Here is a 13,694-nt window from a genome sequence, read left to right as displayed (position 1 = left end):
GTTTGGGGCCGCCTCTGGCTGTTTCAACCGGCCCGAACTGTCAACTCGGATGCCGCATCCGCCGCACCCGGAACACGCGACGGCCGCGCGCCGGGCGCGGGTGGGTAGGCTCGAGACATGACCCTGCCCTTCACGCTGCTCATCGACCCGGAGCCGGCCGACTCCAGCCGCACCGACTTCGTCGACACGTTCCACGAGATCGACTCCGGCGCGCCGGCGCTGCGGGTCGCCGAGCTGAGCACCCAGCGCGGTGACGGCATCTTCGAGACCCTCAGCGTGGTCAACGGGCACCCTCAGGAGGTCGAGCCGCACATCAGCCGGCTCATCAACTCCGCCCAGATCTGCGACCTTCCGGTGCCCAATCCCGCCCAGTGGCGCGCTGCGATCGCGTACGCGGTGGCCCGGATCCCCGGGGAGGGCGAGCTGGCACTCAAGTTCGTGCTCAGCCGCGGCGTCGAGCACGGACCCGCACCCACCGCCTGGCTGCACGCCACCCGGGCGGCCGACTTCGCCGCGGTGCGCGAGAACGGCATCAGGGTGATCACCCTCGACCGCGGCTACCCGCGCGGCGTCGCCGAGCAGGCACCCTGGCTGCTGATGGGCGCCAAGACCCTCAGCTATGCCATCAACATGGCCGCCCTGCGCGAGGCCAAGCGCCGCGGTGCCGACGACACCATCTTCCTCACCCACGACGGCTACGTCATGGAGGGCCCCACCTCGAGCGTGATCCTGCGCCTCGACGGCCGCTACGTGACGCCGGCGCCGAGCGGCGCCATCCTGCACGGCACCACCCAGCAGAGCGTGTTCGAGTACCTCACCGCGCACGGGGAGAGTGTTGAGTATCGCGACGTCACGGTCGACGAACTGCGGGCGGCGGATGCGGCGTGGCTGGTCTCCAGCGTGCGTCTCGCGGTGGCCGTGACCGCCCTGGACGGCGTGGAGTACCCGCACGACACCGAGCTAACCCGGGCCCTGAACGCGTCCCTGTTGGCCCGTATCGGCGCATAGCTTCGCGTGAGCGCCTAGCAACGACCTGGGAGCGGCGAAGACGTACGCACACAAACGCCCGGCAGACCTTGTGGGCTGCCGGGCGTTCTTTGTGCGGGGGAGTGCGGGGTTAGCCGAAGCGGCCGGAGACGTAGTCCTCGGTGGCCTGCACGGTGGGGTTGGAGAACATCGTGGTGGTGTCGTCGTATTCGATGAGCTTGCCCGGCTTGCCGGTGCCCGCGATGTTGAAGAACGCGGTGCGGTCGGAGACCCGGGAGGCCTGTTGCATGTTGTGCGTGACGATGACGATCGTGTAGTCGGTCTTCATCTCCTCGATGAGGTCCTCGATAGCCAGCGTGGAGATTGGGTCGAGGGCGGAGCAGGGCTCGTCCATCAGGATCACGTCGGGCTGCACGGCGATGGCGCGGGCGATGCAGAGACGCTGCTGCTGTCCACCGGAGAGGCTCGAGCCGGGCTTGTCCAGACGGTCCTTCACCTCGTTCCAGAGGTTCGCGCCGCGCAGCGACCGCTCGGTGAGCTCGTCGGCGTCGCTCTTGGGCAGCCGGCGGTTGTTCAGCTTGACGCCGGCGAGCACGTTGTCGCCGATCGACATTGTCGGGAACGGGTTGGGCCGCTGGAACACCATGCCCACCTGGCGGCGCACGAGGACCGGGTCGACGCCGGGTCCGTAGAGGTTGTTGCCATCGATGAGCACTTCACCGTCGACGCGGGCGCCGGGGATGACCTCGTGCATGCGGTTGAGGGTGCGCAGGAAGGTGGACTTGCCGCAGCCGCTGGGGCCGATCAGCGCGGTCACCGTGCGCGGTTCAATGGTCAGCGACACGCCCTCGACGGCGAGGAATTTGCTGTAGTAGACGTCGAGGTCGTTGACTTCAATGCGCTTGGACATGTGTTCCTTCGAATCTATTAAAGCTGGAGTCTGGGCGGCGGCGGGGTCAGCGGCCGAGTTTGGGGGAGAAGGTGCGGGCGACGAGCCGGGCGACGAGGTTGAGCAGCATAACGATCACGATCAGGGTGAGCGCCCCGGCCCAGGCCCGGTCGATGTAGGCCTGCGAGTCGGCGCCCTGGCTGGCGTACTGGTTGTACACGAACACCGGCAGGGTCATCATCCGCTCGCTGAACAGGTCGTAGTTCATGCTGGAGGTGAAGCCGGCGACGATCAGCAGCGGCGCGGTCTCGCCGATCACGCGGGAGATCGAGATCATCACACCCGTCACGATGCCGGCCAGCGAGGTCGGCAGCACCACCTTCACGATGGTCAGCCACTTGGGCACGCCGAGCGCGTAGGCGGCCTCACGCAGTTCGTTGGGCACCAGCTTGAGCATTTCCTCGCTGGAGCGCACCACGACCGGGATCATCAGCACCGACAGGGCCACGGACCCGCCGAAGCCGAAGCGGATGCCCGGGTCGTTGAACAGCAGCGAGAACAGGGCGTAGGCGAACAGGCCGGCCACGATCGAGGGGATGCCGGTCATCACGTCGACAAAGAAGGTGATGCCGCGAGCGAGCCGGCCGCGGCCGTACTCGGTGAGGTAGATCGCCGTGAGCAGCCCGATCGGGACCGAGATGAGGGTGGCCAGCCCGGTGACGAACAGTGTGCCGATGATGGCGTGCAGGGCCCCGCCGCCGGCGCCGACGACGTTGCGCTGGGACTCGGTGAAGAAGGTGGGGGTGAGGAACGCGGGCAGGCCGTTGACGATCGTCGTGCCGACCAGAGAGATCAGCGGAATCATCGCCACCACGAACGCGATGGCGACCAGGGCGGTGACCAGGCGGTCCTTGGCCCGGCGGATGCCCTCGACAAAGTAGGAGAACAGGTACAGGGCGATGCAGTAGAGCACGGTGCCGAAGAACAGCGTGCCGGCCCAGTTGAAGCTCTCCGAGGCGCCGGAAAGGAAGATCACCGTGAAGAACGCGCCCACGACCAGCCAGCTGGCGGCGAGCACCATCAAAGGGGCGTTCTTGGGCAGTTTGCCGGCGGTGAGGGAGTTGGTGACGGGAGAGGAGATGGTCACGGTGCTCATCAATTCGCTCCAGAGAAGGCCTTGCGGCGGTTGATGATCACGCGGGCGATCATGTTGACGATCAGCGTGATGACGAAGAGCACGAGGCCGGTGGCGAGCAGGATGTTGACCCCGACACCGTGTGCCTCGGGGAAGTTCAGCGCGATGTTCGCGGCGATGGTGTTCGAGTTTTGCGAGGTGAGCAGCTGGAAGATCACTTCGGGGTTGGGGGAGAGCACCATTGCCACGGCCATGGTCTCGCCGAGCGCGCGGCCCAGGCCCAGCATCGAGGCGGAGATGATGCCGGCGCGGCCGAACGGCAGCACGGCCATGGTGATCATTTCCCAGCGGGTGGCGCCGAGGGCCAGCGATGCCTCCTCGTAGAGCACCGGGGTCTGCAGAAAGATCTCCCGGCAGATGGCGGTGATGATCGGCAGCACCATCACGGCGAGCACGATGGCCACGGTGAGGATGGTGCGGCCGGTGCCGGAGACGGGGCCGGCGAACAGCGGGAACCAGCCGAACCACTCGACGAGGCTGGCGTAGAACGGCTGCACCATCGGGGCGAGCACCCCGATGCCCCAGAGGCCGAAGACCACCGACGGCACGGCTGCGAGCAGGTCGACCAGGTAGCCCAGGCCTTGCGCGAGTTTGCGCGGCGCGTAGTGCGAGATGAAGAGGGCCACGGCGATGGCGATGGGAACGGCCATCAGGAGGGCCAGGAACGCCGACCAGGCCGTGCCGAAGGCTAGCGGCGCCACGTAGGACCAGAAGTTGCTGAAGTCGCCCTTGAACGCGTCGGCGGGCGCCACGAAGGCGGGGATGCTCTGCACGAAGAGGAACAGTGCCACGGCGGCCAGTACGGCAAGGATCAGGCTACCGGCCACCACCGTTGCGGTGGAGAATATGCGGTCGCCCGGTCGTTCCTTGGCCTTGATCGCAATACGGTCAACTGCGGTCGTCATTCCGAGCGTCTCCCTGAAGGGGTGAGGTGTTTCCGGTAAGGATGGATCTTGCGCCGGACCCCAAGCCTCAGTGTGCCCGACAGGGCGACCGCGTGCAACGCGGGCGCCCTGCCGGGCAGTGTTACTGAAGCCGGAAGCTCAGCGGTTTTGAGTTACTTGATGGTCTCGAGGACCGCGGCGACCTTGGCCTGCAGGTCGGTCGACAGCGGGGCCGCGCCGGCGGATGCCGCAGCCTCAACCTGGCCGTCTTCGCTGGCCATGTAGCTGACGTACTCCTTGACCAGGGCGCCCTGTTCGGCGTCCGCGTACTCGGTGCAGACCAGTGCGTAGCTCACCAGAACGAGCGGGTAGTGCGACGCGTCGGTGGTGAGGCGGTCCAGCTTGATGGCCAGGTCGTTGTCGGCGCGGCCTTCGACGAGCGGCGAACCGTCGACGACTGCTGCGGCGGCCTCGGCCGTGTACTCGACGAACTCGTCGCCGACCTGGATCTTGGCGACACCGAGGTCACCGGCGCGCGAGGCGTCGGCGTAGCCGATGGTGCCGGTGCCGTTGGTGACGGCGTCGACGACACCGGAGGTGCCCTGGGCGCCCTCACCGGTCTGGTACGGGAACGGGTCGGCCGGCTTCTCGGTCCACACGTCGGGTGCGGCCTGGAAGAGGTAGTCGGCGAAGTTCTTGGTGGTGCCGGAGTCGTCCGAACGGTGCACGGCGGTGATCGCGGTGGCGGGCAGGTCGGCGTCGGCGTTCAGCGCGACGATGGCCGGGTCGTTCCAGGTGGTGATGGCGCCGGTGAAGATCTTCGCGAGCGTGTCGGCATCCAGGTTGAGGTCGGTGACGCCCTCAACGTTGAAGATGACGGCGATCGGGGAGATGTAGACCGGCAGGTCAACGGCCGTGCTGTCGGGGGCGCAGGCGGCGAACGTGCCTGCCAGCTCCTCGTCGTTCAGGTAGGAGTCGGAACCGGCGAAATCGGTGCCGCCGGCGATGAAGGTCTCGCGACCTGCGCCGGAGCCCGACGGGTCGTAGTTGATGGTGACGTCCGGGTTGGCCGTCTGGAAGGCGGAGATCCACGCTTCCTGGGCTGAGCCCTGCGAGGAGGCGCCCGCGGCGTTGATGGTACCGGAGAGGGTGCTCGCGGCGGCGTCGTCGGTGGCCGTGCTGCCGGCTTCGTTCGAGGCGCAGGATGAGAGAACGATTGCTGCGGCAATTGCAATGACCGCGGGTCGGCCATAACGCTTGAGATTCACAAGGATCCTTTTCAGGTCGAATACAGGGAATGCGATCACAGGAGAATCCTGCGAACTTCAGGCCGGTGCTGGCCCTCGGTAGACGCTAATCCCTGTGGTTAACGACACTCCCCCCCATTGGTGAACGGGAGGTAAACGACATCCGTCTAGTCGGGCTCGCGTCGGCGGCCGTGGCGGTGAGGCGGCGCTAGACGCGGGGCGGTGAGCACAACTCCTGCAGAATGCCTCAACCGGGGGTTCCCTCCCGCGTGTTTCCGTCATTCGCTGCACGCGTTCGGAGAAATTGCAGGAGTTATGCTCCGGCCAGCGCCGAGAACCGATGCCGAGCGCTGAACGTGCCGTCCGGCCGCGCAAGGTCCGTGCGAACCCGGCAGGTGGGCGCCCGGCCGGGCGGCGAGGTGCACAACTCCTGCAGAATTCTGCGACCGCGGGTCCCGCCAGCGTGTTTCCGGCATCCGCTGCCCGCGTTCTGAGAAATTGCAGGAGTTATGCCACCAGCCAGCGCAGGGAGGACGGGGTGTGCGTACTAGAGGGTCGGCGGGTGGCTTTCGATGGCCAGGATGCCCGCGCTCGGGTTGTCGGTGGAGAGGTGCACGACCGAGAACCCGCTGGGCGCCAGCGCCGCGGCGTTGCCGAGCTGCTGGGTCACCGGGGAGCCCGTGGCCAGGGCGATCTCCCGCAGGATGTCGGGCAGCACCGGTCCGTGACTGCAGAGCACGGCGGTCTTGCGGGCCCGGACGCGTTTGCCCACGTTGTGGCGCACATCGGAGGTGCCCTGCTCCCAGGCGTCCTGGCTGATCAGGTCGGTGCGCTTGAACGGCACCCCGGTCGCAGCAGAGAGCGGCGCCACGGTGGTGACGCAGCGGGTGGCGCTGCTGGTGAAGATGCGCTGCGGCGCCCAGGCGCTCACCGTCCCGACCAGGGCGGCGGCCTGGGTCACTCCGCGCTCGTTGAGCGGGCGGGTGGCGTCCGGGCCCGACCAGTCGTGCGGCGGGGTGGCCTTGGCGTGGCGCAGCGCGATGATCGCGAAGGTACTCGTGATGCCCTGGGTCACCAGGCGGGCGAACGCGTCGATGATCTCCACGTCCGGGGCGTAACTGAGGTAGGTCCTGGCCTTCTTGATGGTCACCCATTCCAGGGCGGCGACCTCGCCGTTGGGCACGAAGGTGGAGCGCAGGATGTGCTCTGGCAGCACCTCGGCGGCCCAGTAATGCACGATCTTGGCCTTGCCGTTGGGCATCGGGTACTCGGACACGCCCAGTGGCACGCCCAGCGCGATGGCCAGCCCGGTCTCTTCCTCGATCTCCCGCACGGCCGTGACCGGCAGCGTCTCGCCGGGGTCGACCTTGCCCTTGGGGATGGTGATGTCGCCGTGCACGGTGCGGTGGATCAGCAACACGTGCATCCGGCCGTCGATGAGGCGCCAGCAGACGGCCCCGGCCGCGTATACGGCGCCGGGGCCGCTCATCGGCGGCTTACCGGTCGCTTGCGCTGGCCGATCTGCTGCATCAACCTGTTCTGCATGTCGTCCAGCGGCTTGCCGTCGGCGTCCTGGTGGTGGCGGGTCCACTCGCCGTTTTCGTCGAGCCACCACGACGTGGTGCGCTCGTCCATGGCCCGGGTGAACAGGGCGTCGACCTCGGCCAGGTGCCGCGGGTCGACCAGGCGCACCAGCGCCTCCACCCGGCGGTCGAGGTTGCGGTGCATCATGTCGGCGCTGCCGATGAACACCTGGGTCTCGCCCAGGGTGTGGAAGCAGAAGATCCGCGAGTGCTCGAGGTAGCGGCCCAGGATCGAACGCACCCGGATGTTCTCGCTCATGCCGAGAACGCCGGGCTTGAGGCTGCAGATACCGCGCACCCACACGTCAACGGGCACACCGGCCTGGCTGGCCCGGTAGAGCGCGTCGATGATGTCCTCGTCCACCATCGAGTTCACCTTGATGCGGATGCCGGCGGGCTTGCCGGCCAGCGCGTTCTCGGTTTCATCGGCGATGCGCTTGAGCAGGGCCTTGCGCAGGTGCAGGGGAGCCACGAGCAGACGCTTGAACTTCTTCTCGATGGCGTAGCCGGAGAGTTCGTTGAACAGCCGGGTCAGGTCCTTGCCGACCTGGTCATCCGCGGTGAGCAGCCCCATGTCTTCGTAGATGCGGCTGGTCTTGGGGTTGTAGTTGCCGGTGCCGATGTGGCTGTAGTGCCGCAGCACGCCCTTCTCGTAGCGCACCACGAGGGCGAGCTTGCAGTGGGTCTTCAGGCCCACGAGGCCGTAGACCACGTGCACGCCGGCTTTTTCCAGCTTGCGGGCCCAGGAGATGTTGGCCTGCTCGTCGAAGCGGGCCTTGATCTCCACCAAGGCGAGAACCTGCTTGCCCGATTCCGCGGCGGCGATCAGGGCCTCAACGATCGGGCTGTCGCCGGAGGTGCGGTACAGGGTTTGCTTGATGGCCAGCACGTTCGGGTCTGCGGCGGCCTGCTCGAGGAAGGCCTGAACGCTGGTCGCGAACGATTCGTACGGGTGGTGCAGCAGGATGTCGCCTCGGCCGATGGCCCGGAAGATGTCGGGTTCGTCGTTGGGCTCGCCGGTGAGCAGCTGCGCGGCGGTGGTGGGCACGTGCTTGACGTAGTGCAGGTCGGGCCGGTCGATACGCAGGTCGAAGAGACCGCCGAGGTCCAGGGGAGCGGGCAGCCGGTACACCTCCTGCTCGGTCACGTCGAGTTCACGCACGAGCAGGCCCAGGGTTACCTCGTCCATGTCCTCGGTGACCTCGAGGCGGATGGGCGGGCCGAACCGGCGGCGCAGCAGCTCCTTCTCGAGGGCCTTGATCAGGTTCTCGGTGTCGTCTTCCTCGATGACGACGTCCTCGTTGCGGGTGACCCGGAACACGTGGTGTTCGAGGATGTCCATGCCGGGGAAGAGGTCTTCGAGGTGATTGGCGATGAGGTCCTCGAGGGTGATGAAGCGCACCTTGTCGACGGACTCGGTGCGGTCCACCCGCACGAAGCGCGGCAGCATGGAGGGCACCTTGAGGCGCGCGAACTCCTGCTTGCCGGTCTTGGAGCTGTGCAGCCGCACGGCCAGGTTCAGCGACAGGCCGGAGATGTAGGGGAACGGGTGCGCGGGGTCAACGGCCAACGGCATCAGTACCGGGAAGATCTGGTTGGAGAAGTAGCCGCGCAGCGAACGGCGGTCCACGTCGCTCAGGCTGTCCCAGGTGACGATGTCCACACCGTGTTCGGCCAGCGCCGGGCGCACCAGTTCCTGGAACGCGTGAGCGTGCCGGTCCTGCAGCACGTGGGCGGCCTGGGAGATGTCGGTGAGCACGTCCTGCGGGGCCCGTCCGACGTTGGTGGGCACGGCCAGGCCGGTGAGGATGCGGCGCTTGAGGCCGGCGACGCGCACCATGAAGAACTCGTCAAGGTTGCTCGCGAAGATGGCCAGGAAGTTCGCCCGTTCGAGGACCGGCAGGGCCGGGTCCTCGGCGAGTTCGAGTACCCGCTGGTTGAAGGCCAGCCAGCTCAGCTCGCGGTCGAGGTAACGCTCGCTCGGAAGTGCCGGATCGTTTTTGCCGATCTGGGGGTCGAAATCGTCGTCGAGTTCGCTCTCGAGCCCTGAGGTGCCTGGGATGTTGTCGCCGTCCATCTGTCCATCTTGACACCCGGCGCAGAGCGGGCGCGACGTTCGCGGTGAACGGAACGTTAACGAGGCCAGCGGTGATACTGCACATCCACCGTTCGGTCGGTGAATCCAAGGCCGCGGTACAGGCGAACGGGCCCGGTGCTCTCGGCCTCCACATACAGTTCCACCGTCGTGCACCCGCGCTGGCGGAGGCGACTGAGGCCCGCCACCATGAGGGCGCGGCCGAGGCCGGCGCCGGCGGCATCCGGGTGCACGCCGAGCACGTAGATCTCGCCGACCGTGGAGCCCGGTTCGATCTTGATCCAGTTGTAACCGAGGATGCGCCCGGCCGGTGCGTTCTCCGCTCCGGTTTCCCGCGCCAGCAGCAGGTCGCCGGCGTCGAACCAGGGCTCGGCCTGCCGGACGGCCAGGTCGGACTCGGTGACGGCGCCCTGCTCGGGATGGGTGGCGAAGACCAGCGCGTTCAGGCTCACCCAGTCGGCGTTGTCGCCGGGTTCGTCGGCGGTGGCCGGCCGGAAGCCGGTGATGGCGACACCGTCGGGAAGCGCCGGGGAGGCCTCAGCGTCGGCGTCGGTGAGCGGCCGGTCCAGATGCAGCAGGGTGCGCACGGCGCTGAAGCCGAACCTGTCGGCCAGGGCGCGGGCGCCGGGGAGGTCGCCATGTGCCCAGGCGGTGAGGTCGCCGGACATGCCACCCTCATCCTCGAACAGGCGGCGGAGCGCCGCGGTGCCGTGGCCGCGGCGGCGGTAGCGCGGATGCACGACGAGGGCAATCTGGCCGTCCCCGAAGATCGCGGCGCCGACAGCGTCTTCGCCCTCGAGCAGCAGCTGCGGGCTGCGCCGCCCCGACCGGGCATCGAGCATGGCCTGTTCGTTGAAGGGGCGGTAGCCGTCCGTGTGCGCCGCGGCGTCGGCCACGTCGTGGAAGCGCGCCGCGAAGGCGGCGTCGGACAGGTCAGGCGCCGACAGAGTGAGGGACACGGTCGCCATCTTCCTCGTACACATTGAACCTGTATCCGACGTTGCGCACGGTGCCGATCAGGGATTCCTGGTCGCCGAGCTTGGCGCGCAGGCGCCGCACGTGCACGTCGACGGTGCGGGTGCCGCCGAAGTAGTCGTAGCCCCACACCTCGCTGAGCAGCTGCTCACGGGTGAACACCCGAGAGGGATGCGCGGCGAGGAAGCGGAGCAGCTCGAACTCCTTATAGGTAAGGTCGAGCGGTTTGCCGTGCACCTTGGCGGAGTAGCTGGCCTCGTCGATGACGACACCGGCGGCGCGGATGGTGGGGGAGGGGGAATTGTGCGGGGTGCGGCCGGCGGCGAGCCGGATGCGTGCGTCGACCTCGGCGGGACCGGCGGTGTCGAGCACCACGTCATCCACGCCCCAGTCCGGGCTGACCGCGGTGAGGCCGCCCTCGGTGATCACCAGGAGCAGCGGCACGCTGCTTCCCGTTGTGCGCAGAATCTGGCAGAGCGACTTGGCGGCCATCAGATTGGACCGGGCGTCAACCAGGATCAGGTCGGAATCGGGCGCTGTGATGAGCTGGTCCGGCTGGGCCGGAATGAATCGTGTGCTGTGGGACAGCAACGCCAGGGCTGGAAGAACGTCATCATTCAGGGCCGAGGTCAGGATCAACAGCTGCGCCACGCAGGTCCTCCAAGTATCGTGCGGCCCATACTAGCGTGACACGGAATGGGACTCTGGCGTGCACAATGGGACAGTGAGCTGGAAGCGTTTGAGTGTAGTGATGATTTGGCTGGTCGCCGTCGTATGTGCGGTACTGACCGGCGTCCTTGTCGCCCCGGCGGGCCGGCTCGTTTGGATCAGCCTGGCCCTGGCCGGCTGCACCATCCTCACCCTCGCCGCCCAGCTGTCCACCGGGCAGAAGGAGGGCTACGTGCACCGGGTCACGCTCAGCCTGGTCGGCGCCGTGCTGGTCCTCGGTGCTGCTACAGGGATATTCGCCCTGGTCGGCCTCGTATAACTCTTCGGCTCACCTGGCGGCTTCCGGCCGGTCAGCGGCTAGAGTTGGGGCATGTCAACGCTCGCACTCGAAATCCTGTTCCTGGGCCTCCTCGCGCTGGCCAGCCTGTCGATCGCCTGGGTCTCCGGCATCGTGCTGTTCAAGCTGTTCCGGGGCCAGCGGTAACCGAACGTGTACGAACTTCCGGTCGGCCTGCCGTCCGAACTCGTTCCTTTGTCGTGGTTGATCGGCGTCTGGGAGGGGTCGGGGATCCTCGACTACACCGTCGACGGCGAGAAGGTCACCCGCGAGTTCGGGCACCGGATCAGCTTCAGCCATGACGGCCTGCCGCACCTGAACTACAGCTCATACACCTGGCTCGAGCCGGAGCCGGCCGCTCCGGAAGCCGAGGGCCCCGCCGCCCCGCCCGGCCGGCCCGTTCCGTTGATGACCGAGACCGGCTACTGGCGGCTCAGCCGCCCCCAACAGCCCGGCGACCCTGGACCAGGGCTGCTGCCCGGTGCCGGGCCGGCACCGTTCCAGACCGCGGAGGCCGTGGAGACCCTGCGGAACGCCGACGGTGGATTCGACGTCGAGGTGGCCCTCGTGCATCCGGGCGGAGTCGCCGAACTGTACCTCGGCCAGGTCAAGGGCCCGCGCATTGACCTGTCAACGGATGCCGTGCTGCGCACCAGCGGGTCGAAGCCCTACGCGGCCGCGACCCGGCTGTACGGCCTCGTCGACAGCCACCTGCTGTGGGCGTGGGACATCGCCGCGCTTGGCCAGGACCTGCGCACGCACGCGTCCGGTCGGCTCAGCCGCGCCGCGTAGCCTGCTCCGCAGGACGCGACCCGACGGGCCCGACCGCGACCGGCCGGAGCCTGCTGAGGCCGAACACCGCCGCTCCGGCGACAATGACGGTCACGGCGATCAGCAGCACGTAACCGAAGACCGAGCCGTACCCGGTGGCCGGGTTGAGGAACGGGTACGGCACCCAGCCGTCCGTCGCGCCGCGAACAAGCACCACGGCGCACCAGAGCACCGGGTAGATCAGCACCACCCAGAGCCGTCGCCACGGTTGGGGGCCCCGGTCGGCGAACAACACCCAGTCGAGCAGGCAGTAGAGGGGAAACACCACGTGCAGCACCGTGTTGGCCCAGGGCAGCTCGACGCCGCCGGCCAGGCCGGTGAGGAGGGTGTTGTAGACCAAGCCCACGACGATCATGTATCCGGTGGTCGCCGCCCGCGCCAGCGTCAGCCAGCCGGGCACAGGGCGGCCGAGCAGGCACAGCACAGCGGTCAGGAGGAGCGCCGCGGCCGCGAGCAGGTTGCTCTGGATCGTGAAGAATCCGAAGAAGTTGAACGGGTTGATCGTGGTGCGCGCGGCCGTGGACAGGAACGTGGCGGTGACCGCGACGAGGGTGAACCCCGCGGCGAGCAGGCGAAGCACCACGACTGAGAGGGCGGGGACGGTCATTGGCGACTCCTTGCCTGGGCGGGCGGCCGCCGGGTGGGAATACGGGGTGCTGGTCAGGCCGTTGGGCTAGCATATGGGCCGGAGTTCCCCGTTGTCGACACCGCCCCAGTCGGCCGCGTGCCGGCAGTCGCCAGGGGATTTCATAAAGGAGAGCCCGATGACCAACCCCGTTGAACCGATCGTTCCCGCCGTCGGGTCGCCGCTGCTCGAACTCGACGGTGCCGTGCAGGCCGACGGCATCGACGCCGGCGTTGCCGCGCACTACGGCAGCCCGAACAACGAACAACGCCGACTGCTGGCCGGAGGGGCCATCGTCGACCTGTCGCACCGCGGGGTGCTCTCCATCGCCGGTCCCGACCGGCTCACGTGGCTGAACTCGATGTCCAGCCAGGAACTACGCGGCCTCACCCCCGGCCAGTCCACCGAGACGCTGCTGCTCGACCCGGCCGGCCACCTCGAATACGCCATAGCGCTGATTGACGACGGTGTTGAAAGCTGGCTGCTCGTCGAGGAGGCCGAACTACCTGGCTTGCACGCCTGGCTCGACCGGATGCGCTTCACCCTGCGCGTGCAGGTCGTTGACCATACCCTCGCTTACGCCACCATCGGCAGCATGGCCGCGGACCCGGCGGCGCTCGCGCTGACCCCGGCGAGCCCGAACGGGGTACCGCTGGTCTGGCACGACCCGTGGTCAGAGGTGGCGCCGGGCGGCTGGCAGTACGCCGCCGACACCGCCCACCCCGGCGCAGCCTGGCACTGGAATGAGGTTTTGATCCCGAGGGCGGCGTTGCCCGCACTGCGTGACGCCGTCGCGGCCGGCGCCGTCCAGGCCTCGGGGCTCCTGGCCCTGGAGGCGCTGCGAATCGCCGCCTGGCGCCCCCGCGGTGCCCTGGACGCCGACGAGCGCACCATCCCGCACGAACTGGACTGGTTGCGCACCGCCGTGCACCTGAACAAAGGGTGCTATCGCGGTCAGGAGACCGTCGCGAAGGTACATAACCTCGGCCACCCGCCGCGCCGGCTGGTGCTGCTGCATCTGGACGGCTCCGACTCGGTGCTGCCTGTGCACGGCGACGAGGTGCAGGGTGACCGGTTCGTCGCCAACGAGGAACCCGAGCGCCGCACCGTGGGCAGCATCACCTCCAGCGCCATCCACTACGAGCTCGGACCGATCGCGCTCGCCGTGGTCAAGCGCACGGTGCCGGGCACGGTGACCCTGCACGTGCTCTCCCAAGGCATCTCGATCACCGCCAGCCAGGAGGTCATCGTGCCGGAGTCGGCCGGGTCCGTCGCGGAGATCCCGCGGTTGCCGCGGCTGGGCGTGCGGGTTCCCCGCGGCTGAACGCGGGGCATCCGGCGGGACTTTCGTCACGCCCACGGGTGCGGCGTGCCCGC

General features: G+C 68.1%; 13 protein-coding genes. 4 read left to right on the top strand and 9 right to left on the bottom strand.

The window, feature by feature from the left end; all coding sequences use genetic code 11:
* The first annotated feature begins 117 nt into the window (after positions 1-117).
* Positions 118-1,008: an aminodeoxychorismate lyase gene (locus tag E3O42_RS04800; protein ID WP_134452784.1), complete on the top strand. Its 891-nt coding sequence runs from the start codon at positions 118-120 to the stop codon at positions 1,006-1,008.
* Between the two features lie 109 nt (positions 1,009-1,117).
* On the opposite strand, the gene pstB is transcribed toward E3O42_RS04800, so the two are convergent.
* The 8 genes from pstB to E3O42_RS04760 form a co-directional block, all read right to left on the bottom strand.
* Complete coding sequence (gene pstB / locus E3O42_RS04795) at positions 1,118-1,897, bottom strand: phosphate ABC transporter ATP-binding protein PstB (protein ID WP_134452782.1); 780 nt, start codon at positions 1,895-1,897, stop codon at positions 1,118-1,120.
* A 46-nt stretch (positions 1,898-1,943) separates the two neighbouring features.
* Complete coding sequence (pstA, locus tag E3O42_RS04790) at positions 1,944-3,032, bottom strand: phosphate ABC transporter permease PstA (RefSeq protein ID WP_134452780.1); 1,089 nt, start codon at positions 3,030-3,032, stop codon at positions 1,944-1,946.
* Positions 3,032-3,976, bottom strand: a complete 945-nt coding sequence (gene pstC, locus E3O42_RS04785; protein WP_134452778.1) for a phosphate ABC transporter permease subunit PstC — start codon at positions 3,974-3,976, stop codon at positions 3,032-3,034. Before pstC ends, pstA begins: the two co-directional genes overlap by 1 nt.
* A gap of 152 nt (positions 3,977-4,128) precedes the next feature.
* Positions 4,129-5,223, bottom strand: a complete 1,095-nt coding sequence (pstS, locus tag E3O42_RS04780) for a phosphate ABC transporter substrate-binding protein PstS (RefSeq protein WP_134452776.1) — start codon at positions 5,221-5,223, stop codon at positions 4,129-4,131.
* Positions 5,224-5,749: 526 nt separating this feature from the next.
* Positions 5,750-6,691, bottom strand: a complete 942-nt coding sequence (locus E3O42_RS04775) for an NUDIX hydrolase (protein ID WP_134452774.1) — start codon at positions 6,689-6,691, stop codon at positions 5,750-5,752.
* Positions 6,688-8,862, bottom strand: coding sequence for an RNA degradosome polyphosphate kinase (locus E3O42_RS04770; protein WP_134452772.1), 2,175 nt, complete (start codon positions 8,860-8,862; stop codon positions 6,688-6,690). Before E3O42_RS04770 ends, E3O42_RS04775 begins: the two co-directional genes overlap by 4 nt.
* 56 nt (positions 8,863-8,918) lie before the next feature.
* A complete protein-coding gene (gene mshD / locus E3O42_RS04765; protein WP_420897863.1) occupies positions 8,919-9,839 on the bottom strand; it encodes a mycothiol synthase in 921 nt (306 codons plus the stop codon).
* Positions 9,814-10,506: a winged helix-turn-helix transcriptional regulator gene (locus E3O42_RS04760; protein ID WP_134452768.1), complete on the bottom strand. Its 693-nt coding sequence runs from the start codon at positions 10,504-10,506 to the stop codon at positions 9,814-9,816. The genes mshD and E3O42_RS04760 overlap by 26 nt, the downstream gene beginning before the upstream one ends.
* A 100-nt stretch (positions 10,507-10,606) precedes the next feature.
* On the opposite strand from E3O42_RS04760, the gene E3O42_RS04755 reads away from it, so the two are divergent.
* Together E3O42_RS04755 and E3O42_RS04750 are read left to right on the top strand one after the other, a co-directional pair.
* Positions 10,607-10,843, top strand: coding sequence for a hypothetical protein (locus E3O42_RS04755; protein WP_134452767.1), 237 nt, complete (start codon positions 10,607-10,609; stop codon positions 10,841-10,843).
* A 171-nt stretch (positions 10,844-11,014) separates the two neighbouring features.
* Positions 11,015-11,653, top strand: coding sequence for a nitrobindin family protein (locus E3O42_RS04750; protein WP_134452766.1), 639 nt, complete (start codon positions 11,015-11,017; stop codon positions 11,651-11,653).
* Here E3O42_RS04750 and E3O42_RS04745 read toward each other — a convergent pair.
* Positions 11,637-12,299, bottom strand: coding sequence for a Pr6Pr family membrane protein (locus E3O42_RS04745; protein ID WP_134452765.1), 663 nt, complete (start codon positions 12,297-12,299; stop codon positions 11,637-11,639). The two genes, E3O42_RS04750 and E3O42_RS04745, sit on opposite strands and share 17 nt — an antisense overlap.
* A gap of 157 nt (positions 12,300-12,456) precedes the next feature.
* Here E3O42_RS04745 and ygfZ point away from each other — a divergent pair, with 157 nt between their 5' ends.
* Positions 12,457-13,641: a CAF17-like 4Fe-4S cluster assembly/insertion protein YgfZ gene (ygfZ, locus tag E3O42_RS04740; protein ID WP_134452764.1), complete on the top strand. Its 1,185-nt coding sequence runs from the start codon at positions 12,457-12,459 to the stop codon at positions 13,639-13,641.
* The last annotated feature ends 53 nt before the right edge of the window (positions 13,642-13,694 follow it).

Source organism: Cryobacterium adonitolivorans, from assembly GCF_004402695.1.
Lineage (GTDB): Bacteria > Actinomycetota > Actinomycetes > Actinomycetales > Microbacteriaceae > Cryobacterium > Cryobacterium adonitolivorans.
This window is presented reverse-complemented; position numbering and strand designations above follow the sequence as displayed.